General features: G+C 55.1%; 19 protein-coding genes. 9 read left to right on the top strand and 10 right to left on the bottom strand.

Going from position 1 to position 23400, the window contains the following annotated elements:
- Window positions 1–19: 19 nt before the first annotated feature.
- The 6 genes from ACTG19_RS01365 (at window position 20) to ACTG19_RS01340 (ending at window position 7495) form a co-directional block, all read left to right on the top strand.
- Complete coding sequence (locus ACTG19_RS01365; protein ID WP_439989586.1) at window positions 20–1531, top strand: hypothetical protein; 1512 nt, start codon at window positions 20–22, stop codon at window positions 1529–1531.
- Between the two features lie 13 nt (window positions 1532–1544).
- A complete protein-coding gene (locus tag ACTG19_RS01360) occupies window positions 1545–2144 on the top strand; it encodes a sigma-70 family RNA polymerase sigma factor (protein WP_439988621.1) in 600 nt (199 codons plus the stop codon).
- Window positions 2137–2916: a DUF3379 domain-containing protein gene (locus ACTG19_RS01355; protein WP_088869005.1), complete on the top strand. Its 780-nt coding sequence runs from the start codon at window positions 2137–2139 to the stop codon at window positions 2914–2916. Before ACTG19_RS01360 ends, ACTG19_RS01355 begins: the two co-directional genes overlap by 8 nt.
- A gap of 402 nt (window positions 2917–3318) precedes the next feature.
- Window positions 3319–4635 carry an outer membrane protein transport protein gene (locus ACTG19_RS01350; protein WP_201946388.1) on the top strand — a complete coding sequence of 439 codons (1317 nt, stop codon included), beginning with the start codon at window positions 3319–3321 and terminating at the stop codon, window positions 4633–4635.
- Between the two features lie 252 nt (window positions 4636–4887).
- A complete protein-coding gene (locus tag ACTG19_RS01345; RefSeq protein ID WP_425890746.1) occupies window positions 4888–6156 on the top strand; it encodes an OmpP1/FadL family transporter in 1269 nt (422 codons plus the stop codon).
- A gap of 115 nt (window positions 6157–6271) precedes the next feature.
- On the top strand, window positions 6272–7495 hold the full coding sequence (locus ACTG19_RS01340) for an EAL and HDOD domain-containing protein (RefSeq protein WP_005360324.1): 1224 nt from the start codon (window positions 6272–6274) through the stop codon (window positions 7493–7495).
- On the opposite strand, the gene ACTG19_RS01335 is transcribed toward ACTG19_RS01340, so the two are convergent.
- On the bottom strand, window positions 7492–8667 hold the full coding sequence (locus tag ACTG19_RS01335; protein ID WP_113739476.1) for a thiolase family protein: 1176 nt from the start codon (window positions 8665–8667) through the stop codon (window positions 7492–7494). The genes ACTG19_RS01340 and ACTG19_RS01335 overlap by 4 nt on opposite strands.
- 122 nt (window positions 8668–8789) lie before the next feature.
- On the opposite strand from ACTG19_RS01335, the gene ACTG19_RS01330 reads away from it, so the two are divergent.
- Window positions 8790–9182: a MerR family transcriptional regulator gene (locus ACTG19_RS01330; protein ID WP_113739475.1), complete on the top strand. Its 393-nt coding sequence runs from the start codon at window positions 8790–8792 to the stop codon at window positions 9180–9182.
- Window positions 9183–9288: 106 nt separating this feature from the next.
- Here the strand turns inward: ACTG19_RS01330 and rplY are convergent, their stop codons facing one another.
- The 5 genes from rplY to ACTG19_RS01305 all read right to left on the bottom strand — a co-directional run bounded on the left by rplY (window position 9289) and on the right by ACTG19_RS01305 (window position 16636).
- Complete coding sequence (gene rplY, locus ACTG19_RS01325) at window positions 9289–9576, bottom strand: 50S ribosomal protein L25 (protein WP_005333252.1); 288 nt, start codon at window positions 9574–9576, stop codon at window positions 9289–9291.
- 116 nt (window positions 9577–9692) lie between these two features.
- Window positions 9693–10580, bottom strand: coding sequence for a hypothetical protein (locus ACTG19_RS01320; RefSeq protein ID WP_439988620.1), 888 nt, complete (start codon window positions 10578–10580; stop codon window positions 9693–9695).
- Window positions 10581–10675: 95 nt separating this feature from the next.
- Window positions 10676–14575: an ATP-dependent RNA helicase HrpA gene (hrpA, locus tag ACTG19_RS01315; RefSeq protein ID WP_439988619.1), complete on the bottom strand. Its 3900-nt coding sequence runs from the start codon at window positions 14573–14575 to the stop codon at window positions 10676–10678.
- A gap of 240 nt (window positions 14576–14815) precedes the next feature.
- Window positions 14816–15238 carry a CBS domain-containing protein gene (locus tag ACTG19_RS01310; RefSeq protein ID WP_005333273.1) on the bottom strand — a complete coding sequence of 141 codons (423 nt, stop codon included), beginning with the start codon at window positions 15236–15238 and terminating at the stop codon, window positions 14816–14818.
- Between the two features lie 120 nt (window positions 15239–15358).
- Entirely contained in the window at window positions 15359–16636 is a 1278-nt protein-coding gene (locus tag ACTG19_RS01305; protein WP_026035113.1) for an HD-GYP domain-containing protein, read from the bottom strand.
- A 543-nt stretch (window positions 16637–17179) separates the two neighbouring features.
- On the opposite strand from ACTG19_RS01305, the gene ACTG19_RS01300 reads away from it, so the two are divergent.
- Entirely contained in the window at window positions 17180–17836 is a 657-nt protein-coding gene (locus ACTG19_RS01300) for a HEPN domain-containing protein (protein ID WP_113739472.1), read from the top strand.
- 38 nt (window positions 17837–17874) lie between these two features.
- Here the strand turns inward: ACTG19_RS01300 and ACTG19_RS01295 are convergent, their stop codons facing one another.
- Complete coding sequence (locus ACTG19_RS01295) at window positions 17875–18132, bottom strand: ADP-ribosylglycohydrolase (protein ID WP_113739471.1); 258 nt, start codon at window positions 18130–18132, stop codon at window positions 17875–17877.
- Window positions 18133–18207: 75 nt separating this feature from the next.
- Between ACTG19_RS01295 and ACTG19_RS01290 the strand changes: the two genes are divergently transcribed.
- Window positions 18208–18585, top strand: coding sequence for a hypothetical protein (locus ACTG19_RS01290; protein WP_228023714.1), 378 nt, complete (start codon window positions 18208–18210; stop codon window positions 18583–18585).
- Between the two features lie 93 nt (window positions 18586–18678).
- Here ACTG19_RS01290 and ACTG19_RS01285 read toward each other — a convergent pair whose 3' ends face one another.
- The 3 genes from ACTG19_RS01285 to ACTG19_RS01275 all read right to left on the bottom strand — a co-directional run bounded on the left by ACTG19_RS01285 (window position 18679) and on the right by ACTG19_RS01275 (window position 23347).
- Window positions 18679–20865 (bottom strand): carbohydrate-binding protein, encoded by a 2187-nt coding sequence (locus ACTG19_RS01285; protein WP_113739470.1) that lies wholly within the window; start codon window positions 20863–20865, stop codon window positions 18679–18681.
- A gap of 90 nt (window positions 20866–20955) precedes the next feature.
- Entirely contained in the window at window positions 20956–22173 is a 1218-nt protein-coding gene (locus ACTG19_RS01280) for a phosphopentomutase (protein ID WP_439988618.1), read from the bottom strand.
- Window positions 22174–22183: 10 nt separating this feature from the next.
- The gene (locus ACTG19_RS01275; RefSeq protein WP_113739468.1) at window positions 22184–23347 is read right to left on the bottom strand and encodes an alanine racemase; all 1164 of its coding nucleotides are present in this window, start codon (window positions 23345–23347) and stop codon (window positions 22184–22186) included.
- Window positions 23348–23400 lie beyond the last annotated feature (53 nt).

The raw sequence follows: 23400 nt of genomic DNA, 5'->3' as shown, positions 1-23400 counted from the left end.
ACGGGCAGGATGGGGGCTGTTGCTCGCACTCGCGAGTCCACTTTGCTGGGCTTTGCCCCCTCGGGCAGAGCTGCTGCCGGGGGCCGACCCCAGCGATTGGCTGCTGATCATCGAAGCGGATGGCGAGCGCCAGAGCAGCGAACTGGAGATCACCCCCCTACTGCGCCAGTTTGCGGTGGGCAGAGTGACCATGAGCCGGGTCACCACCCCGGTACAACAACTGACTCGCTGGCAGATCCCGCTGCACCAGAGCGACTCACCCGCGAATACAAAGGTGATGATTGCCCCGCTCAAGCTGGGAAATGAGTTCACTCCCTCGCTCACCCTGCCATTGAGAGAGGTGAAAACAGCGGCGCTGCCGCAACCCGCAGCCCCCTCGCCCCTCGAGATGCAGGCCAGCCTTGATCATCAGGGCCTGCTCTATCCCGGCCAGCCGGTGATCTACCGGCTGACACTGTGGCTGCCTACCAGCATGCAAAACCCGGCGTTGAGCGAGCTCAGCTCTGCTCACTTCACTATCCGTCGCCTCGGTAGTGACGAGTGGATCGCCCCCGCTCAGGCTGGTCTACCCGGCCGGCTCACCCGCAGCTGGCTCGTTCAGGCAAAAGCGCCGGGACTCTGGTACCTCGACTCGCCCCGCTTGCAGGGGCAGCTCACGCAGCAAGGGGGAAAAGCGCAAAAACTCTCGGCCCGTGCGGCACCGCTAGAGGTGAGGGTCGACAAGGCACCCGCCACGCCGGTGGCCACCCGGCTGACCCTGAGTCAACGGCTTGAACCGGCCTCCAAGGGGGAAGTGGGTGAACCGCTGATCCGGATCCTCACCCTGACCATGGAAAATGGTGACAGCGGCCAGATACAGCTTGCCCCCCTGATGGCCCATCAACTGCCAAGCGGCATACAGGCACATCCCGATGGCGAGCAACAGCAGGAGCGTTACCGTGATGGCAAGCTGTTGTTTGAGCGACAGTGGCGCCAGACTCTGGTCGCGGATCAGAGCGGCGACTATCAGCTGCCCCCCATTGATCTGCCCTGGTTTAATACCCAAAGCGGCCGGATTGAGCAGGCTAGCCTGCCCGCCATCACGCTGACGTTTCAGACAACGACAAATCGGCAACCTGATCAGCAGACATCGCAGGTGGCACTGCGAGAGAGCCTTTGGTGGGTCGTGCTGGCCATAACGCTGCGTGCGCTATGGCGCAACTGGCCCCGCTGGCGCGCCTTCTATCAACTGCAACGTGCCCTTGCCCAACACCAGCCGGATGCCAGTCGCAAGGCGCTGATCAAGTGGGCGACCTTGCGCTGGCAGGTCTCCTATTATCAATTAGGCCAGTTGCCCGACGCTGGGCATAATCGGCTCGGCAACGCGCTAGCCGCACTCGAGCGAGCCTGTTTTGCACGGCCCTCTTCTGGCCCGCCCATCGAGTGGCGCGCTCTGGCGCGTACCCTCAGGGCCGATGAAACCGCCGGTATTGCGTACCTGATTTACCTGCTGGCACACGGGAGTTCCCGCTCCCGCCGCCACGCCCCCTGACAAGGATTGCCCAATGGCACTGCTGTTTTTTAGAAAAAAACGTGTTCAGCAGCATATTGGTGGAAATGATCCGGCCACTTCGCCGGTCTCTGATCCCATGGCTGACAAACAAACCAAATTTGAAGCACTGGTTCATGCGCTGCATGGCGATCTCTACCGGTATGCCTACTGGCTGACCCGGGATCCCAACGTAGCGGAAGATCTGGTGCAAGAGACCTTCCTGCGTGCCTGGAAGGCTATCGACACCCTGCAGGATGACAAGGCGGCCAAAGGGTGGCTGATCACCATCCTCAGACGGGAGAACGCCCGCCGCTTTGAACGCAAACAGCTGGAGCTGGTGGATCTCGACGATCACCCTCAGCCCCAGCACGATGCGCTGCACAGCGAACAGGAAATGGAGAACGAGTGGTTGCACCGTCACATCGCCCGGTTGCCCGAGGAGTACCAGGAGCCACTGCTGCTGCAAGTCGTGGGAGGATTCAGTGGTGAGGAGATTGCCGAGATGCTCGGCCTCAACAAGAACACCGTCATGACCCGACTGTTTCGCGCCCGCAACCAGATCAAGGAGGCGATGGAGCAGAAGAACCAAGCAAGAGGACACGGACATGGATGAACTCGAATTTCGCCGCAACGCCATGATCCAGCCCAACGATAAACTGCCGGATTTTCTCAAAGCCGCTGAAGCAAGCCAGGCCAATCGGAACTATCTCGACGAGATGAAGCAGTTCGACAGAACTCTCAAGCACGCCATGCAGGTAGAGGTCCCAGCCGGACTGGCCGAGCGGATCCTGCTCAGGCAAGCCATGCAGAAAGACAGTGACGCGCCAGATGATTTGCCGCCATCCCGCCCCCTTGGCACGGCGCCGGTCAAGATCCGGACATCAACATCCTGGCGCCAGATCGCCCTGGCTGCATCGGTCGCCTTCCTGCTGGGAATGAGCACCCGCTGGATCACGCTGCCAGAAACGGCTCCTGCGGCCCTCTCCCTCGCACAGGTGGCGATGGCTCATGTCTATGGCGAAGAACCCTTTATTGAAGGTGTCGATGAACAGGTCAATCTGCATAACATCAATGCCAAGATGGAGAAGTATGGCGCCACCTTAAGCGGGATGGATGGGCTCAAGGTGACCTATGTCAATCACTGCTCGTTTTATCAGGGACCGGCCTTGCACATGGTGATCCAGGGAAAGATGGGGCCAGTCACCCTCTTTTTAGTGCCCAAACATGTTCCATTAACCCTGCAACAGGCCACCTTTGAAGATGGCACCCTCAAAGGGGAGATTGTCCAGCTCAAAGGCGCCAATATGGTACTGATTGGCGAGATGAAAGAGCCACTTGCCCCCGTTGCCAATGCTCTGCAGTCACGTCTGCAGTGGGACATTTAACATCGCCGGTTAACAACCTCAGAACCATCCTCAATAGCAGGCGGCGGTCACGAGCCGCAGCCTGTTCTCTCCCTGTTTACTCCCCTTTGTCACTCATTTGCCTCAAGATTTCGAAAAATTGACAAAATTATTTTTGTGACGGAGATCGGCAATCCAGGTCAATAATCCACCTTTAGACCCTGAAAATGATGAATTAAACAGCAGGTTAAAACAAATGATTAACACATCGATCACTTTTATGTATTCTGCTGTCACTGGTCTGATTTCTTACCTCCTACCAGATCCATAGAATCACGCCAGAATTGATTGGGAAGAAGCTGAAATAAAAACGGATTTTGTCGAGGTTTGCATTGAACGTGCAGCCAATATCGGCAAAAAAATCTGCCTACAAGAGAGAACACCATGACGACAACTATTTTCAAGAAGAGCCTGATTGCCGCCACCATCGCGCTGGCCACCGGTCAAGTCCATGCCGCGGCATTCCAGTTGAACGAGCACTCGGCCTCCGGTCTGGGTCGCGCCTATGCCGGTGAAGCAGCTATCGCCGACAACGCCTCCGTGCTGGCCCGTAACCCGGCGGCCATGACCACCTTCGACAAGATGGCAGTTTCTGTCTCCGGCACCTACATCAAACCGGATGTGGATGTGGAGGGTAAGCTTTCATCTCCAAGCCCCCTTCTAAACGGTAAGGATGCCAGTCAAAGTGGCATTGCTCCCGCAGCATTCGTACCTGCCTCCTATTTTATCCAACCATTGAATGACCAATGGGCTTGGGGTATTGGCCTTTTCTCCAACTACGGTCTCTCCACCGAATACTCCAAAACCTTCACAGCAGGCTCGGCTGCTGGCGATACAGAATTGGTAACTTTTAACATAAACCCGAATATCGCCTATAGGGTTAATGAACAGTTCAGTGTTGGTGCGGGTATCAACGCAGTTTACGGCGCGGCCGAGCTGAATCGATACAAAGGCTCATTACCGATCCCTGGCTTAAACACCGACTCCAAAATTTCATCGATGAAAGGTGATACTTGGGGCTTTGGCTGGAACATTGGGACACTTTATGAGATCAACGAAAACAACCGTTTAGCTCTCACATATCGCTCTCAAGTTGACCTCAAATTTAAAGGTGATTACAGCAATGACATTAACCCACTAATCCCAGGTTTAGGTGGCCTTGGAGGTAAAACTGTTGATGGACAACTAAACCTTGATTTGCCTGCTCAAGCTGAGTTCGCAGGTTACCATCGTCTAAACCAACAATTTGCAGTGCACTATTCAGTTAACTGGACTGATTGGAGTGCCTTTGAAGAACTTAAAGCAACTGGTTCCCAGTGTGGTGTTGGTACAGCCAACCCGGGTGTCTGTTTGCAAAAACCAGAAAAATTTAAAGACTCACTCCGTTATTCAATCGGCGGTACTTGGTATGTCAACCCTGCTTGGGAAGCTCGTCTGGGCTTTGCCTATGACAACAGCCCTATCGAACCTGAATACCGCAGCCTGAGCATCCCCGACTCAGACCGCATCTGGTATAGCGCCGGAGCCACCTATCATATCAACACTGATATGAGTGTTGACTTCGGTATGGCTTATCTGGACGGCAAAGAAGTTGATGTAGACGAGAGTTTGACCTCTGACCACAAAGGCCAGTCTCGTTGGAAAGGTACTTCCCACGGCAACGCCTTCCTGGCCTCTGCCCAGTTCAACATGAAGTTCTGATTATTGATAGAATTGAAAGAGCGCCGTCAGGCGCTCTTTTTTTATCCGGAAAAGCCAGTTCAGCGTACACATGTAGCACACACCTGTTTGTTTTTCTTTTTTAATCAAGCTATTAGAGTGCATCATCCCAGCATTTAATCTTGTTTTATCCTGATACTGGCCATTACCGTTGCCTTACTGGTCATACCATATAAAATCCTGCCTCCATTCATATGACCGATTGAACCTTCGGGTAACAGCAAGGATTTTGCCATGCATCCCATCATCAAACCGTCCGCGATCGCCCTGCTGGTGATCGCGAGTCAGACTCATGCCGCCGGGTTCCAGCTGGCTGAACAGTCCGCTACAGGACTGGGACGCGCCTTTGCCGGTGAGGCAGCCATCGCGGATAACGCCAGTGTACTCTCCCGCAATGCAGCAGCCATGACCCGCTTCGATCAGATGGCGCTCTCTGGCGGAGTCATCTATGTCAGTCCTGACGTCAATATTGAAGGCAACACCCGCTTGCCGACCAAAGCCGGTATCGTCACCTCCGATGCCAGTGCACACGATATCGCCGCCGCAGCCTGGGTTCCCAACGCCTATCTCATCATTCCACTCAATGAGCAGTGGCGACTAGGCTTCTCGGCAACCTCTTACTACGGCCTTGGCGTCAAGATGCCGGATAACTACAGCGCGGGACACTTTGGCAATGTCTCCGATATCAAGACCATGGATCTGGGTACCTCACTCGCCTATCGCATCAATGAGATGTGGTCAATTGGTGCCGGGATCTCTGCTATTCAGGGCGAAGGCGAAGTCGGTGGCACCTTCCCTTCTCGCAACCTGATCGCAAAACATTTGCAAGGGGATGGCTGGGCATGGGGCTGGAATGTCGGCACCTTGCTGGAGTTGTCCGAACAAACCCGAATTGGCCTCTCCTACCGTCACGATGTCACTTTGACCCTCTCGGGAGATGCTATCGTGGGCCGACCCAATGCAGATGGCTCCGTTACCGAGATCAGAGATACCGGTAGTCTGGATCTGCCGTTGCCAGCGACGGCAGAGTTGGCGGCGTTCCATCAGCTGACTGACAAGCTGGCTCTCCACGGCAGCCTGAACTGGACCAACTGGAGCAAATTCGTTCAGTTGGAAGCTGATCTCAACAATTTGCAGAACATGCACATCAAGGACGAGCACTGGGAAGATAGCTGGCGCTACGCCATCGGTATGACCTATCAGGTCACTCCCAAATGGCAACTGCGCTCCGGTGTGGCCTATGACGCCAGCCCGGTGCCAGCCGATCGTCGTACCATTTCCATCCCGGATGCCGATCGCCTCTGGTACAGCCTGGGAATGGGGTATCAGTTCACGCCCAACCTGACCGTGGATCTGGGGCTGACCCTGATCGATGGCAAAAAGGTGGATGTCACTGAAAAAATGGAGCTGCAACCGGGTAATCCGATGACGACCTCCACCTTCCAGGGCACTTCCGAAGGAGATGCCTGGCTGGCTGGTGCACAATTGAGCTATCTCTTCTAAATTCCTTCCCTGCAAAAAACGCTATGCCAATTATTGCCTTACTCAATAAGGTGAACACTGGCATAGTGTTCTGCAACACCATAAAATCAACCCAGTACCTTTACTGGAGCAAGGCATGTATTCCTACGTAGCAAGACAGCCGATCCTCGACAGAGACCTCAACACTCATGCCTATGAGCTGCTCTTTCGCGATAGTCTGAATAATGTCTTCCCGAGTATCTCCTCCCAGCAGGCGACGTCACGCCTGGTGGTCGAACAGTTTCTGCAACAAAATATCGATCAGCTGTTGGGGGGCCGCCCCTGCTTTATCAATTTTCCCCACTCACTGCTGCTGGAGGGATTGGCAGAGTGCCTGCCGCCCGAAAAAGTGGTGATTGAGATCCTGGAAGATTCCCCACCGGATGATGCCCTGCTGGAAAAGGTGAAACAGCTGCACAAGCTGGGATATCAACTGGCACTCGATGACTTCACCATGTCGCCGGATTGGGAGCGCTTTCTCCCCTTTATCCACATCATCAAGTTTGATCTTCGTGCCACCCCCCTGATGCAGATCAAAGTGTTTATCCAGCGGCATCAGACGCTGGGGCTCACCTATCTGGCGGAAAAAGTAGAGGACAAGGCGGAGTTCGAGCGGGTCAAACAGCTGGGGATCCAGTTGTTCCAGGGCTTTTTCTTCAGCAGACCCGAGATGGTCAAGCAAGCCACTATGGAGCCAGCGCAAGTCGTGGTGATGCAGTTGCTCAACGTGGTCAACGAGGCAGAGCCTGATATCAACAAGATTGAGCAGCTACTCGGTCAGGATATCTCCCTCTCTCTCAAGCTGTTGCGCTATGTCAACCATCTCAAAGGTCACACCAACCCTATTTCGTCATTTCGCCAGGCTGCCATCTATCTGGGCAACACCCAGCTAAAGCGCTTTGTCTCGCTGGTAGCCGCGACCAGCGCCGGCAAGGGCAAGAGCGCCGAGCTCTACCAGATGTCGATGATCCGAGCCCGATTCTGTGAACTGCTGGCCCACGCCCACGCCCCGAGCCAGCAGGCACAACAGGCCTTTATCACTGGTCTCTTCTCCCTGCTGGATGTACTGATGGAGCAGCCGATGGACAAGCTGCTCGGCACTATCCCTCTTATCGACGATATTCGGCTGGCGCTGCTGGAGCGAAAAGGCAATCTCGGTTTCTACCTCGCGTTTTGTGAAGATTACGAGAGCGCCAACTGGTCACGGGTAACGGCCAGAACAGCCCGCCTGGGGCTGAGCGAGGATAAGGTGAGTCACCTCTATCTGGCCGCCACCACCTGGGTCACGGAACAACTGCTGGCGATGGAAGCCACCAATTAATTCGCCTCATCATTCACTTCGACCGCGATAGCGGTCGCCTCACCGCCTCCGATACAGAGCGCGGCCACGCCTCGCCGCAAACCCCGTTGCCGCAGCGCGGCAATCAGCGTCACCAGAATGCGTGCGCCACTCGCCCCCAACGGATGACCGAGTGCACAGGCCCCTCCATGCACATTGACCTTGTGATGAGGGATGCCGACCCCGCTCATGGCCAGCATGGTGACCATGGCGAAGGCCTCATTGATCTCAAAGAGATCCACCTCTTCCACCGACCATGCCAGACGCGCCAGCAAGCGTGAAATGGCGCCAATGGGCGCAGAGGTAAACTCGGCGGGCAATGCTGCATGGCTCTGATAACCGACGATCCGTGCCAGCACTGGTACCTGCCAGGCTTGCGCCGTGGCGCCATCCATCAATATCAGCGCCGCCGCACCGTCCGAGATGGAGCTCGAATTGGCTGCCGTAATGGTGCCCTCCTTGCCAAACGCTGGCTTCAGGGTAGGGATCTTCTCCGGTCTGCCCTTGCCGGGCTGCTCGTCTTCGGCCAGCAACAAGCGATCACCGCGATAGACACTTGCCAGCTCGGATGCAAACGCGCCGGCTTGCTGCGCATCGCAGGCCCGCTGCAATGACGCCAGGGCAAACTCATCCATGGCACTGCGGGTCAAACCGGCCTGATCGGCGCTGCGCTGGGCATGTATCCCCATCAGCTGGCCATCATAGGCATCTTGCAAACCGTCGAGGAATAGGTGGTCCAGCACCTTTTGATGCCCCATCCGAAAGCCGCTGCGGGCATTATCCAGCAGATAGGGGGCACGGCTCATACTCTCCACCCCCCCCGCGACCACTACCCTGTTGTCACCAAGGCGGATGGTATCCGCCGCCAGCATCACTGCTTTCATGCCGGATCCGCACACCTTGTTGACCGTGGTAGCAGGCACACTATCTGGCAACCCTGCTTTCAACAACGCCTGCCGGGCTGGCGCTTGCCCCACGCCCGCCGCCAGCACATTGCCCATAAACACTTCATCGACCTGCTCCGGACGCAGCCCGCTTTGTTGCAGTGCCGCCTCAATGGCACAGGCACCCAACTCAGGCGCAGTGACCTCTGCCAATGCCCCCTGAAACGCCCCCATCGGAGTCCGTTTTGCCGCCACAATTGCAATATCCATTTGCCTGCCTCTGTTTGTTACATGGCCATAACATAGGGGTTCTGACGCGATGGAACAAGAGTTGCAGTGCAGTTTACGTTTAGGTAAGGTGCAGACAGGATTTAGTTCGCCAAGAAGTCTGTATGAACAACAAGGATGAAGGACGGCGCTTCAGCATCAGTGAGCTGGCCCGGGAATTTGATATTACGACGCGCAGTATCCGTTTCTACGAGGATCAGGGGTTGCTCAATCCCGCCCGAGAGGGACAAACCCGCATTTACAGCAAGCAGGATCGGATTCGCCTCAAGCTCACCCTGCGCGGCAAGCGGCTCGGGTTCAGCCTCGCCGAGATCCGCGAGTTGTTTGATCTCTATGATGCCGACAAGAGCAGCCGCACCCAGTTACAAACCATGCTGGGACTGGTTGAGGAAAAACGGGAGACACTTCAACAGCAGATGGAAGATATCAGGATGGTGCTGCTGGAGCTGGATGCTGCCGAGCAGCGCTGCCAACAGGCCCTTAGCCAGCTGGGATAACCAGCTTGCTGGGCTGACAAGGTAGCTCTTTCAGCCCGATCACAAGATGCCAGATAGCAAAAAGCCACTCCTGAGAGTGGCTTTTCTTCGACCTGACGGTTCGCTATTAAACGCGAACGAAGTCCAGGTGGATCAGCTTGTAACGTACCGGGTGACGCTGGATAGCTTTCACTTTTACGTTAACTTCCTCACCGTTGATAACCAGAGTCAGTACAGACTCATAGAATTCCGGCTTCTCTTGAGCCAGGATCATTTTCTTGTGGTCAACAGTGATGGACAGGGCTTCTTTGCCTGCACCGTAAACGATGGCAGGAACTTGGTCAGCTTGACGCAGGCGGCGGCTCGCACCTTTCCCCAGGTCAGAACGGACTTCAGCTTGGAATACGAAAGACATAGTATGTATCTCTTTTGGATGAATTTATGGTGCTAACTGCGACCGGTCAGCACCTCGCAAAACGAGCGCGAATACTACCACGGGCCAAATTCGGATACAAGGTACCGACTCTGCATTTAGCGCCCCTGCTCCAACCGGGCGAATTGCTGCTGACGCTGGGCCGGGCTCAGGGCATCAAACCGCGCCAGGGTCTCGGCGCGCGGGCAGTAGAGTCCTTCCCCCGTTCTGACCCGAATGCTCTTGCCAAGCCGCGGCTGATTCTCTGCCACCAGCGCCAGCAAATAGCTGTAGGTATCGGCTCCCCGGGCACTGGATAACTGGTTGGCAATGCGCCACAGGGTCTCCCCTGCTGCGACCTGATGACACACGGTTTGTGAACCGCCGGCCGCAGGAGCCGAGAGGGTAAGCATGGCGTCACTGCCTGCGGATAAGCTAGCCGTGTGGCTGGCGAGCGCCATATCGGCGCTCGCTACTCCCTCATCTCCTTTAGCACCACTCATCCCCGCAGTGCGAAAGGTCGCCCCCAGCTGAGCGAGCAGAGGTTCGCTCTCGTCGGGGTCGCTGGGTATATCAACACCACCGAACGCCTCTTGGGGTGTACGGAACTCGGCGATAAAGGGCGCGACAGGTTGCGCGTGATAATCAGGGGAACCACTCCCCTGCTGCACGATTGCACCAGCCGCAACAGCCTGCCCGGGGACGACCCCGTAAGCCATCTCGTCGATGCGCCGCAGCCTTGCCAGATAGGTTTTGGAGAGCTGCGCCTCCCCCTCGAACAGATCAAAGGGAGGCACCAGCCGGGCTGGAAAGAGGATCTGCCAGCGACCCTGCTTCTGCTTTTGGGCCAGCGGCGGAAACTGATTGCCACGCCAAGCCACAAACATCGCAGGCGGCGTGCGAGCCAGCGGGTAATATTCCGGGTTCAACTGCACCCAGGTTTGTTCCGCGATGGGTTGATAACCGCTGATCACCACCTGCGCCACACTCAACCAGATCCCCAGCATCCTTGCCTCCCTGATTTGCGGTTTGAAGGGGCTACCTGACCGGCAACCCCTTCTCATCACCCGCTATCATGCTGTTAAAACAGTTAGATAGCAGCTTAGCACTGAGCGATGGCGTTAAGCACCCGTTTATCGGAGACCGGATAAGGGGTCCCCAGATTCTGGGCAAAGAACGACACTCGCAGCTCCTCGATCATCCAGCGAATATTAGCCACCTCGGTGGGAATGAGCTGGGATTTGGGGATCTTGGCGAGCAGTGCCTTGTACTCCGACTCCACGCTGTGCACCTTGAGCATGTAGACCCGATCCCGGTTGGGATCGATGGCTAGCTTCTCGAGCCGCCGCTCGATGGCCCGCAGGTAGCGCAGCAAGTCAGGCAGCCGCTGCCAGCCGGTCTCGGTAACAAAGCCCTTGTGAATGAGGTTACCCAACTGCTGCTGGATGTCCGACATGGCAAAGGCGGTGTCGAGCTGCATCTTGCCCTTGAGGCGTTTCTTGATCTCATGGGACAGCGTCAGTACGGCTTCCACCTGCTTGGCCACCTCCACCACCGCATCGTTGAGCTCGGCGCGAACATACTCCTTGAGCGCCTCGAAACCGGCCTCGTCCCAAGCCAGCCCGCCATGCTGCTCGATCAGCTTGTCGCAGCCGCAGGCGATGCAGTCATCGATAAGCTCCGCCACCTTGCCAAACGGGTTGAAATAGAGCCCCAGCTTGGCCTTGTTGGGCAACTTCTCCTGCAGATACTTGATGGGTGATGGCACATTGAGCAGCACCAGCCGGCGCTGACCGGCCCACATCAGCTGCTGCTGCACCACCGGGCTCTCCACCAGCTGAATAGCAACCGAGTCCTTCTCGTCCACCAACGCTGGATAGGCTTTCACCTCGAAGCCGCCCCGCTTCTGGCTGTACTCCTGGGGCAGCTCGCCAAAGCTCCACAGGGTGAGACCGGACTGCTCGATATCATCGTCCGCCACTTGTGACAGGGTCTCCTGCACCTTGCCGCGCAGCGACTCTTTCAAGGCCTCCAGATCTTTACCTTCCGCCACCTTCTTGTGTTTGTCGTCCACCACCCGGAAGGTGAGTTTCAGGTGATCGGGCACCGCAGACCAGTCCCAGGACTCACGGGGCACGGTCACGCCGGTCATACGGCGCAGCTGGCGCTCCATTTCGTCCAAGAGCTGCCCCTGCTCGGGGTTGATGCTGGCGAGCAACGCGTCGGCGTAGTTGGGCGCTGGCACGAAGTTTTTGCGCATCGGCTTTGGCATCGACTTGATGAGGGCCACCAACAGCTCGTGACGCAGCCCGGGGATCAGCCACTCAAACCCCTTCACCTCCACCTGATTCAGGAGCGGCAGCGGAATATGCAGGGTCACGCCATCGGCGGCCTCCCCCGGCTCGAACTGATAGGTCAGCTTGAGCTTGAGCCGCCCCTGCTGCCAGAAGTTGGGGTAGTCGAGATCGCTGATGTGGGCCGCATCCCCCTTCATCAGCATCTCTTTCTCGAAGTTGAGCAGTTCGGGATCCCGCTTTTGCGCCTCTTTCCACCACTTGTCGAAGTGGCGGGAGGAGATCACCTCCTCCGGCAAACGAGCATCGTAGAAGCGGAACAGATCCTCGTCATCCACCAAGATGTCGCGCCGACGGGATTTGTGCTCCAGCGCCTCCACCTCGGCCAGGAGCTTGCGGTTATCGCTGAAGAAACGGTGACGGGTCTCGAAATCCCCCTCCACCAGCGCGCGGCGGATAAACAGCTCACGACACAGCGCCGGATCGATACGGCTGAAGTTGATGGTGCGCTCGTTGACCAGGGTCAGACCATAGAGGGTCACCTTCTCCTTGGCCATTACGGCGCCGTTTTTCTTCGACCAGTGAGGGTCGCTGTGGTGCAGCTTGATGAGGTGGCCTGCCAGCGGCTCCACCCACTCGGGCTCAATTTTTGCGTTGATACGGGCGTAGAGACGCGAGGTTTCCACCAATTCTGCGGCCATCACCCACTTGGGCGGCTTCTTGAACAGACCCGAGGCCGGGAAGAGGTGGAAACGGCCATTGCGAGCACCAAGGAATTCAGGCTTTTCCAGATCCTTGTTGCCGATATGGCTCAAGAGGCCGGTCAGCAGGGCACAGTGCACCGTCTTGAAATCCGCCGGTTCATGGTTGGCTTTAAAACCCAGCTCCTTGACCGTCTGACGCAGCTGGAAGTGAATATCCTGCCATTCACGCACCCGCAGGTAGGAGAGAAACTCCTTCTGGCACATGCGGCGAAACGGGTTGCTGCCAAGGGCATCCTGCTGCTCTTTCAGGTAATTCCACAGATTGACGAAGGCGAGGAAGTCGGAATCCTTGTCCTCAAAGCGTCTGTGCTGCTCGTCGGCAGCCTGCTTCTTCTCCATGGGCCGCTCGCGGGGATCCTGAATGCTGAGGGCCGCGGTGATCACCATCACCTCGCTCAGGCAGCCGGTCTGCGCCGCGCTGATCACCATCTTCGCCAAACGCGGATCAAGGGGGATGCGCGAGAGCTGGCGACCAGTCTCGGTCAGCTGCAACTTGGCTTCGCGCTCGCCGTTGGCAGGCAGCTCACGCACCGCCTCCAGCTCTTTCAAGAGAGTCAGACCATCCTTGATATGGCGCGACTCGGGCGGCTCGACGAAGGGGAACGCCTCCATATTGCCAAGGCCGAGCGCCAGCATCTGCAGGATGACGGAGGCCAGGTTGGTGCGCAGGATCTCGGGGTCGGTGAAGGCAGGGCGGCTGTTAAAATCCTCCTCCGAGTAGAGGCGGATACAGATGCCGTCCGCCACCCGACCGCAACGCCCTTTACGTTGGTTGGCGCTGGCCTGGGAGACCGGTTCGATGGGCAGTCGCTGCACCTTGGTACGCCAGGAGTAACGGCTGATGCGGGCGGTGCCCGGGTCAATGACGTAGCGAATGCCCGGCACCGTCAGCGAGGTCTCCGCCACGTTGGTGGCGAGCACGATGCGCCGTCCGGCATGTTGCTGGAACACCTTGTTCTGCTCGGCGTTGGAGAGGCGAGCGTAGAGCGGCAGCACCTCGGTATTGCGCAGGTTGAGTTTGCGCAGGGCATCGGCGGTATCGCGGATCTCCCGCTCGCCGTTCATGAAGATAAGAATGTCCCCCAGCCCTTCGCGTGCCAGCTCTTCCACCGCATCGAAGATCCCCTGCAGCTCGTCACGCTCCTCCAGCCCTTCACTTTTATCACTGGTGAGCGGGCGGTAGCGCACCTCTACCGGATAGGTGCGGCCAGAGACCTCGATCACCGGCGCCTTGTTGAAATGGCGGGAGAAACGTTGCGGGTCGATGGTGGCCGAGGTGATGATCACCTTGAGATCGGGGCGCTTGGGCAGCAGTTGCTTGAGATAGCCCAAAATGAAGTCGATGTTGAGGCTCCGCTCATGGGCCTCATCGATGATGATGGTGTCGTACTGGGTGAGCATCCGGTCGTTCTGGATCTCCGCCAGTAGAATACCGTCGGTCATCAGCTTGATGTGGGTCTGCTCGCTCACCTGATCGGTAAAGCGCACCTTGTAACCCACGTAGTGGCCGAGTTCGGACTCCATCTCCTCGGCAATACGAGCCGCCACGGTGCGGGCTGCCAGACGGCGCGGCTGGGTGTGGCCGATAAAGCCCTTCACCCCGCGCCCGAGCGCCAGACAGATCTTGGGGATCTGGGTGGTTTTGCCCGAGCCTGTTTCCCCTGCAATGATCACCACTTGATGTTTTTGAATGGCCTTGGCGATCTCAGCCTGCTTCTGGCTGACCGGCAGGTTGTCCGGATAGGTGACCTTGGGCACACCGGCCAGACGGGTTTGATAGCGCGCTTGCGCGGCATCCAGATCGGCAGCGATGGTCTCCAGCACGGCAGCCTGTTTGCCTTCAGGCAGCTTCTTGACCCCGTGCAGACGGCTGGAAAGGCGGCGAGCGTCGAGGTTCATGCAGGCAGAGAGACGGCGGCGCAGCGCCTCGATAGAGAGAGACAAGGTACGAATTCCTTAAATAGGTGCCCAGAGGGGCCATATCGATAAGCTGGGAGCGATCCTAAAGAGCGAGCGGGGGCGGTGCAAGCCTTAACGTAGCGTTATATATGGGAAGACTGAGAGATTGGCCGATCCTCAAACATGACAAAACAATCATTGTAAGATGGCATAACATGAATAAATCGCAGCATATGAAATAGCCAAGGCAAGCCGAAGCTTGCCTTGGGAGAGAGAAAAACAGGATTAACCGTGGGTGTGATGGACAAAACAGGTGGTGAGCTGGGCGTGAATGGCCTGCATGACATTGTGACGATTGATGACCCCGAGCAGACGCCCCTCCTCCACTACCGGATAGATTTTCGGCTTTTGCCCCATCATCATCTCCGCCAGGCTCAAAATGCTGGTATCTGGCCCCACCGACAACACCTCCTTGCGCATCACATCCTTGACCTGCGCCACCTGTTCGCAGTGATAGGCCTCTTTAAGCAGCACTGCGATGCAATCCTGCTCGGAGATCCAGCCAATCAGATGGCCCTGCCCATCCACCACCGGGCCACCGAGCTGATGACTGTTCAGAAATTTCTCGACCGCAGCTTGCACCATCATGTCGGCAGTGAAGGTGATGGGTCTGCTCTGCATATAATCCTTGGCTTTTAGCGATTCCATATCTGCTCCCCTACTGTAGTCCATCAAGCTGGCGTCTTGTGCGCCGGTACCGGCACCATGCTCGGCTTGTTCCAAGCATAGCTGGCTCGCGGCGGTATGAGTCAGCGGCCAGCCTCTCCCTCAATTGATGGCATGATCCGGCTCGCGATCCGGAATGGCTGCCATCATCATCTGCGGCAGGTGATCGGCCAGCACCGCTACCACAGCGGGATCGACCCGCCCCTGATCCGCCAGTTGCTGCATAAAGGTCAATGCGTCACGGGCAGGCAGGCCGCGCCGATAAGGTCTGTCCTGCACCATTGCCTGAAAAATATCAGCGACCCGCAGGATCCGCGCTTCAAGCGCCATGGCGGATGCCGGCAGGTGGAACGGATAGCCCTCCCCATCAGGCTCCTCATGGTGATAGGCCGCCCAACAGGCAATCTCCTCAAACCCTTCGATATGACGCAGGATCTGGTAAGTCTCGAAGCTGTGGGTATTGATGATGGCCCGCTCCTCTTTCGTCAGGCAGGCAGGCTTGTCGAGGATCTCGTCCGGCACCCTGAGCTTGCCCAAATCGTGCAGCAAACCGGCGATCTCCAGCATGTCACAATGGATGGCACTGACTCCCATCTGCTCGGCCAATGCCCGAGACAACCTGCTCACACCGAGTGAATGCGTCATCGTGAATGGGCTTTTGGCGTCGACAATGCCGGAGAAGATCTGCGCCAGCGCTTTAAGCTCCCCGTTGAAGGTCAGGCAAGGCTCCCGCACCTGCAGCATCTCCAGCATGTAATCATTGATGGAGCGCGCTTCCAGCTGCAGCCAAAATGCCTCAGAGCGAGACGCCTTGAGGAAGGCATCCACCAGCTCGGGGGCAAAGAACTCGTCACGGAAATCCTGCAGGCGTGCGCGGATCTCGTTGGTATGCATCAACAATGAACCATCACCATAGTAGGGCGCCGCCAACGCATCGCAGCGATCCACCAGAAAGATAAGGTTGGCCTGACGGGCTACATTGGGGTCCACATCGGCCATCTCGCGCAACAGGTGCCAGTGGGTATGGTGATAACGGATAGGCAGGGCCAGCGGGGCCAGCAAACGGAAATCCTTGAGCAGCTGATATCCCACCTCGCAGTGGCGCTGGGAGGACTCCCAATCGAACTCGCTGACCAGATGATGATGGGTGATGGTCGAGGAGACACCGATATCATGCAGCACCCCCAGCTCGAACAGCAGACAGCGTTCGGCCTCACTCATCCCCAGCTCCCGGCTGCACTCGGCAGCCATAATCCCGACCCGTTTACCGTGGGCCACATCGCCAATGCCCACCAGATCCAGCGAGGCTGACAGGGCATACACCACCTGCCTTAGATCCACTTGCAACGAAAAGGGGGCTGCGCCCTGCGCTCTGTCCATGATCCGGGTCCCATGCGATGTTGTCGTATCAAACTGGCGCTGTTTTATCCTTCGCCTTCTATCAACTTAGTCAATAGCTGAGCCTTTTACCTTGTTTTATAGTCATTTATGTGTATGGATATGGTATTTTCCTGACTCTAAAAGGAGTGTGAACTAGGAACTCACTGCAATAATTTGAGTCGTGTTACTTTAGGCCAGATGGAACTTGTCTGAAGGATATCATGCCGATACCCCCCCCCCTTCGACTTATCGCTGCCCAACATGTGGCTAGCACAAGACGGTTGTTCACAAGAGCGATGTTATGGTACGTGGCCACACCTGGTTTGAGGCCTGTCCCGAGTGCCACCATGCCCCACTGGAACAATCGTCGGCCACCATGGCGGAGCTGGCCATTGCAACGCTGAAGGGTATCATCCGCAAGTAGCCGCTGCTATCACCACATTGCTATTCCAGCCAGTTCTTCTAAACCTGATGATCAAGCAGCAGGACAGAGAGTATGGTTGTCAAAGCTGGCTATTCATCTGATTGAGAAGGAGATCGTCGTTGAATTTTGAACAGTTGAAAAACCATCACCGGACGCTGCGTGAACACTCTCCCAGCAACCTCAACCTGCGAGTTCATCGTGCCCTAAGCTGGCTGCAACGTGCTGAAATGGCCGAAGATGAAGATGGCCGCTTTATCTTTCTCTGGATTGCGTTCAATGCGGCTTATGCCACTGAAATCGAGGACGATCGTCGCCTCTCTGAACAGGAGACCTTCAAAGGCTTTCTGGAGAAACTGTGCGACCTGGATGAGCACAAAAAGATCGAGCATCTGGTTTGGCAGGAGTTCTCTGGCAGTATCCGCATACTGCTGGATACCCCGTTTGTACTGCAAGGCTTCTGGGATTATCACAGCGGCAAAATAAGCGAAGCCCAGTGGAAGGAGCGGCTGGCACAAGGCAAGAAGATGGCAAACCAGGCCCTCGCCAGCAGCAACACCCCACAGTTGCTGGGCGTGGTGTTTAACCGCCTCTATACCCTGCGCAACCAGCTAATTCATGGCGGTGCGACCTGGAACAGCTCGGTCAATCGCAAACAACTGAAGGATTGTGCCAACCTGCTCGGCAAACTGGTGCCGGTGATCATCGAGTTGATGATGACCCATCCCGATACCCTGTGGGGAGATGCCTGTTATCCGGTGGTTGAGCTGGCTGGTTAATCAGCCGCAGGATGGCGGGATACGATGGCGCCGCGGCTTCAATCTGTCCGATCTGACAGATAGAAAGCCCCGGCTAACAGTCCATAGACCAACCGCACCCGCTCATCCCTGCCCAGCAGCACACCGAGTAACACTTCGCCGCTTGCCAAATCGTCACCATGCCAGAAGCACCAGAGGGCTGCCTCCACTACATCCAACCAGCTGGCATGGCCCAGCTGATTGCGTGACTTTCGCCGCCAGCTGCCGCGCACCACGGCGCAGCTATTCGGGGATGTGGCCGCAATATCGAGCCTCACACTCTGGTCTATGACGGGATCCGCTGGCACGTTCGTGCCTACTGCGAGAAGAAAGGGGAATATCTGGACTTTGTGATGAGTCGTTTTCGCGGCGAACCGGATCTGCTGGATGCCTCCCCTCACGGCCGGGAGCAGGATCTGGAGTGGAACACCCATGCGGTAGTCGTTCCCAATCCAGGCCTCAGCGAGGGTCAGCAGGCAATCATTGCCAGAGACAATGCCATGACAGGGAACCAGCTGTTGATTAACCAGCGCATCCCTTTGATGCACTACGCATTGGAGCGGATGCAGGTGAGCTACAACGGAGAACATCAACAACATCCCCTGCTCTACCCGCTGGTACTGGCCAACCGGGAGGAGCTCATCCAGCAAGGCTGTACCTTCAAGCTCAAGAGTGCGGATTTGCTGACACAACACAGCTCGTCTGACAGACACAAGAGTAACAACGGGTAAAGGGAATGAAATTCAAAAGAAAAATTCCCGAGCAATGCTCGGGAATTTTTAGATAAGAAGCGACCGCGTTAGGGTCACGTGTCAGCACACACTTTACTGACAAGCGCCTAGCAGCTTCCAGGGACCACCTTGGTCCGGCTGGTTATTGGTGTTCCACCACTTGGCCTCATAGATGTTGCCGACATAGGTCGCCTTGTCACCGGTGTTGTACACCTGAGTGCTGTTCCAGGAGGCCGGACAGGCACTACCCTTCTCGAAGCTCACTTCAAGGCGGTGATTGGCCGCCAAGCTGGGGAAGGTATAAGCGCTCGCCACCGGCTGGGCCGCGCCATCGACGGTGATACTCTTCACTCGATATCCGGGATCAGGAATGAACGCAACTGTCAGTGCACTTCCCCCTTTTGCCTGAATAATACCTGCAGTATCCGGTGCAGGAGAGATAGAGCCACCGGTGCCGACGACACTAGCACGAATGTCAAACATCACGGGAATATCGATCGTCACCTCTTTGTACTGACCGCTGAAGCCGGAGAAGTTCCGTTCAGAGAGACTCTTCACATCGGTATTGCGCAGGATAACGATCTTCTTGTCACCCTTGGCAAACGGCTCGAGCAAGGTCAGCTCGGTGTTGGCACCATTTTGAGTCAACTTTACAGCAGAAAATGGCACTGGCTGATTGCTTGGAACGGTCAGCACCGTTTTTTGCGGATTGAAGCTGTTCACCACCAGCGACATATTCCAGCCCCAGGTTTTGTGATCAAGCGGCACGATAAAACCCAGACGATCAAAGCTGCCGGTCACGTTGAGGAACATATCAGGCGACAGGTCGGCCAACGTCAATCCCATCAGCTCATACGAAGCATAAATGCCGCCGTCATCGGCTTGGGGACCAATAACCACCGAAGAGCTAGTCTCATAAGCTTTGAGATGCTTGAACCCGATCCCCGACGAACCCTCGATACGATCCACCTTGGGGTCAAACTGGGCGACGACCTGCTTGCCTGAATTCCACGCCAGCGTGTACACCATAGACTGAATGACCACTTGTGAAGGATTGGCCAGTACATCGCCAGCATTGATGTTGTTCAGAATGATTTTTTGTCCAGCCACATCTATTTCAGCGCCATTTTTCCCCTGAGTGACCACCATGGACGCCAGAGGTGATTCGCTGGACCAGCCACGTAGCACGATCTTATCCTTGCCGATAACAAAGTCGGTAACCGTGGTGATAGAGCCCTTCTGCTCATTGAGTAGCAGCTGGTTTTTGCCACCCCCCAAGATAACGGTGTCATTCCCCCACCCCGCCATCAGAACTTCATCGTAAGGGGAGCCTTGAGTGACGCTGTCACCCGGTACATCAAACAGCGTGTTGTAACCGCCAAACTTATGCACATATTTGGTGATACAAGTTCCCTGCTCGTCACACGTGATCTTGTCTTTGGTCAACAGCTCGGCGGTTCCCCACGCTCCACGCAAGTGAGCAGCGGCCAGGATACCGGACATAGTTGCCTTGACCGTTACCTGCTGCCCGTTATCATCCGTATCGGTCCAGCTTTTCGACAAGGCCTGTGCCCAGGTCATATTGGCATCTTGTAGGAGCTTGCTGATGACCTTGTAGTTGAAGTGCATGACATCCCGGATCACCAACTCCTGTTTATCGGGCTTGATGAAATCGGTGAAATTGTTGACCCCGTTCTTGCCGATAAAATGCCCTTGCCAGCGGTTAATATCCGTTACGTACACCTGATTACCGCCTGATCCCGGGATTTCAGCCAGCGCCTCGGTTTTACAACCGATCCAGGTCGAATCGGGCACGAACATATAAAAGCTGTCGTATTCCTTACCTGCAATCTGTACTGTCGGCGGGCTGTAATAGCCTCCATCGATCAATACCGCTTCACCCAGCTGATACCCGACAAAGCCCCACGCATTCATCGAGCTGTACTGCATCAACTTGAACATGCCCGGGTCATGAGGGGTATTTTCGTTATAGATGCTGCCAAGACCCAGTTTGGTAAAGTACTGCCTTATCGTTGTAGGCTCTTGCACCATACTCCCTGTGGCGCAGTCCCTGACGAGGCGACCCGGCTTGGTGACCTTAGCGTAGGTATAAACGGGGTTATCCAGATTATCGAGGTAAAACGGACTCAGTGCCGGATTGATACCGGACTCAAAATTTCTGAGACTATCGAGAAACTCTTGCATTCCCCCAGTTGAGGCAGATGCCGTGGTCGCAATAAATATGCCACCTAATAATGAAAGACTTAATCCATGTTTCATCTAGCAACTCCTGATTAATAATATAAGCCTATCTCACCAACATAAAAAGTGAGGTGTAAAGAACATAATTAGTGTTTATATATCGTCGAACTAGAACTTTATGGGCGAGCCAAATTCTGGCATGGGAGCATTAAAGAATTTGGCAACACTGGCCCCCACATCAGATAGGGTATCGCGAACACCTAACTCAAGCCCCTTTAATTCATGGCTGAATAACAATATTGGCACCATTTCTCTTGTATGAAGAGAATGTCCGATAAAGGGATCGTTGCCATGATCAGCCATAACAATCAAGAGGTCGCTTATGGACATAGCGTCTAATATCTTTGATAATCCGGCATCAGCTCTCTCGAGCGTATTCCAGTAACGCCTAGCATTTTGTTGGTGACCAGAAAGATCCGTTTCCTGAACATTGAGGCAGAAAAATGCATTATCTTTCCGAACAACATCCCGCAGCAATAAATCAAACAGTGTATCGGTATCGACTACTCCTGGATATGAAACACCGTGTTCATTCTCTACGATATCGGCGACCTTACCATATAAGAACGTCTTGATTCCAACCTGATTAAGACAGTGTGGCACTTGTGTCGATGGATCGACTCCATAGCCAAGGTGAATAACCTTAAATCCGTTATTATAGGCTCCAGAACGTGGAGCGTTGACCCCAATAAATGCTATATTTCCGTTTTTATCTGGTTTGGTTTCTATGGCTGAATAGATGTCATCCATTGAATCAATCAGTCCACCAAACGCTATGTTTCGTCCAGCATCATTATATTTCCTGACTACTCTTCCGATTTTCACGACGTCATCGAATGATATCAAGTTCAAATTGGCTGTAATGTTATAAACCTGTCCCAACTCGGCCTCAAGGTTATCCCCGATCACGACACAGCTGTTGACCTCCAGTAGGGCAAGCGCATCGCGATATATTCGGTTGACCTGGTATCCTGCGGCAATCAACCCTGCCTCTATCTTTTCGATATATGTACTAAAGGGGGCTTGTAGCGGTGCTCTCGGTTTGGTCCCCATGATCTCTTGATGCCCCATAAAGGTGTCACACCCTTCATGGCCCAGCATTGACTTACCCCAGTTTGCAGCCTGGCTACGTTGCATCACTGAGTTGACGGGATACACCGTATTCAACAATCCAAGCCGTGCCAACGTCGGCAGATGTTTATCTGAAAAATGCTCAATGAGCTTTCTTGCTGTATTGGCACCGTGATCCTGTGGTCGCTCGGCCAGTACATCCGGCATTTCGCCGATACCAAAGCCATCGAGGACGACAACAATAAACCTTGCCATAATCCCTCCCTTACAACTCTCGCCCTTGCGAATCATAGAGTCCGATGATTTTCGGGGTCCCTGTCGATATTCCTGAAACCAGCGCAACATCACTCCTGGTCACAAACACCTGGGAGCGGAAAGCCATAATAACGGGTGTGCCGACGGGACACGTTCCCGCCAACTGGATGTGGTAATCGATGCTGCCATCATCACCTGCCACAAATGGCATGAAGCGTCCGTGTGGATCTGAGCCATCCATTGCCAGTGCGCCACGAATACGTCCACGCCGATAATATCCACCACCATAGCAATAACTATTTCCGTTATGCTGATGAGATATCTCGCTCAAATAAAGCATTGCAATCTTTTCTGGCTGATCCCCATTCTGATTTGATGGAATTGTACCGGTCAAAGCATGTCCCGGTTCGCCATGCGTCCCACCTCGAGAGGCAATTAGCGGTATTGTTTCACAACTAGTTGAAGACGGAACATTGACCTGTGTTATCCGGCAACCCATTCGCTCAGCCTGCTCTTTGGCAATCATCGTTGTCCTGAAATTATGTGTGGCCACGGTCACATCTTTATCTTCATCATAGAGAAAGCTGGGAAAATGAGTGACCCCCGCTATAGCGATATTCGGTAGTGCTGACAATGATTGGATAACCTCATCCAGCTCACTTAGTAAAAATCCAGACTCCTGACTGGGATAAATAATGTCACCATGCTGATAAAACTTGACCATAATCTTTTGAACTACATTCGCATTAACTGCAGCAGATGAAATCTCCTTGGCCTTTTCAATAGAATAAACGGTTATAATCTCTGGTTTGGTGACACTCACCAATTCATGGACTATCCCAGTAGGTGGTTGAACCAAATGCCCAACATGACTAACATTTATTCCCAGGTCTGAATAATGGCGTGCTTCTTTGAAATCAACACAGACAATACCATCATAACCTAACTCATCGATCAGCAATTTTGCTAAAACGGGATTGCGTCCAAATTGCTTCGTCATCGCATAGAGTGTGATCCCATACTCATCTGCAGTTTTCTTGATCACCCTCGCATTTTCAACAAACTGGTCGACATCAATAATATAAGTGTCAGGCAAAACCTGGTTGGATTTTAATAATTCAGCTGCACACTCTATAAATCTCGGATTTTGTCTTTTCAAAGCATCAAGAAACATCTTCGCTCACCTTATAAATGTAGCTTACCCGGCCCGATAGTTTTCAGGCTGTC

The sequence above is a fragment of the Aeromonas sp. 3P genome, assembly GCF_051919745.1.
Lineage (GTDB): Bacteria > Pseudomonadota > Gammaproteobacteria > Enterobacterales > Aeromonadaceae > Aeromonas > Aeromonas veronii.
The sequence above is the reverse complement of the archived record's forward strand: the minus strand, read 5'-3'. Positions and strand labels throughout refer to the sequence as shown.

Bases quoted from the DNA above. Each gene is read 5' to 3' on its own strand.
- ACTG19_RS01360 (WP_439988621.1), top strand. From the start codon at position 1,545: ATGGCACTGCTGTTTTTTAGAAAAAAACGTGTTCAGCAGCATATTGGT.
- ACTG19_RS01355 (WP_088869005.1), top strand. From the start codon at position 2,137: ATGGATGAACTCGAATTTCGCCGCAACGCCATGATCCAGCCCAACGAT.
- ACTG19_RS01350 (WP_201946388.1), top strand. From the start codon at position 3,319: ATGACGACAACTATTTTCAAGAAGAGCCTGATTGCCGCCACCATCGCG.
- ACTG19_RS01345 (WP_425890746.1), top strand. From the start codon at position 4,888: ATGCATCCCATCATCAAACCGTCCGCGATCGCCCTGCTGGTGATCGCG.
- ACTG19_RS01340 (WP_005360324.1), top strand. From the start codon at position 6,272: ATGTATTCCTACGTAGCAAGACAGCCGATCCTCGACAGAGACCTCAAC.
- ACTG19_RS01335 (WP_113739476.1), bottom strand. From the start codon at position 8,667: ATGGATATTGCAATTGTGGCGGCAAAACGGACTCCGATGGGGGCGTTT.
- ACTG19_RS01330 (WP_113739475.1), top strand. From the start codon at position 8,790: ATGAACAACAAGGATGAAGGACGGCGCTTCAGCATCAGTGAGCTGGCC.
- rplY (WP_005333252.1), bottom strand. From the start codon at position 9,576: ATGTCTTTCGTATTCCAAGCTGAAGTCCGTTCTGACCTGGGGAAAGGT.
- ACTG19_RS01320 (WP_439988620.1), bottom strand. From the start codon at position 10,580: ATGCTGGGGATCTGGTTGAGTGTGGCGCAGGTGGTGATCAGCGGTTAT.
- ACTG19_RS01310 (WP_005333273.1), bottom strand. From the start codon at position 15,238: ATGGAATCGCTAAAAGCCAAGGATTATATGCAGAGCAGACCCATCACC.
- ACTG19_RS01305 (WP_026035113.1), bottom strand. From the start codon at position 16,636: ATGGACAGAGCGCAGGGCGCAGCCCCCTTTTCGTTGCAAGTGGATCTA.
- ACTG19_RS01290 (WP_228023714.1), top strand. From the start codon at position 18,208: ATGAGTCGTTTTCGCGGCGAACCGGATCTGCTGGATGCCTCCCCTCAC.
- ACTG19_RS01285 (WP_113739470.1), bottom strand. From the start codon at position 20,865: ATGAAACATGGATTAAGTCTTTCATTATTAGGTGGCATATTTATTGCG.
- ACTG19_RS01280 (WP_439988618.1), bottom strand. From the start codon at position 22,173: ATGGCAAGGTTTATTGTTGTCGTCCTCGATGGCTTTGGTATCGGCGAA.
- ACTG19_RS01275 (WP_113739468.1), bottom strand. From the start codon at position 23,347: ATGTTTCTTGATGCTTTGAAAAGACAAAATCCGAGATTTATAGAGTGT.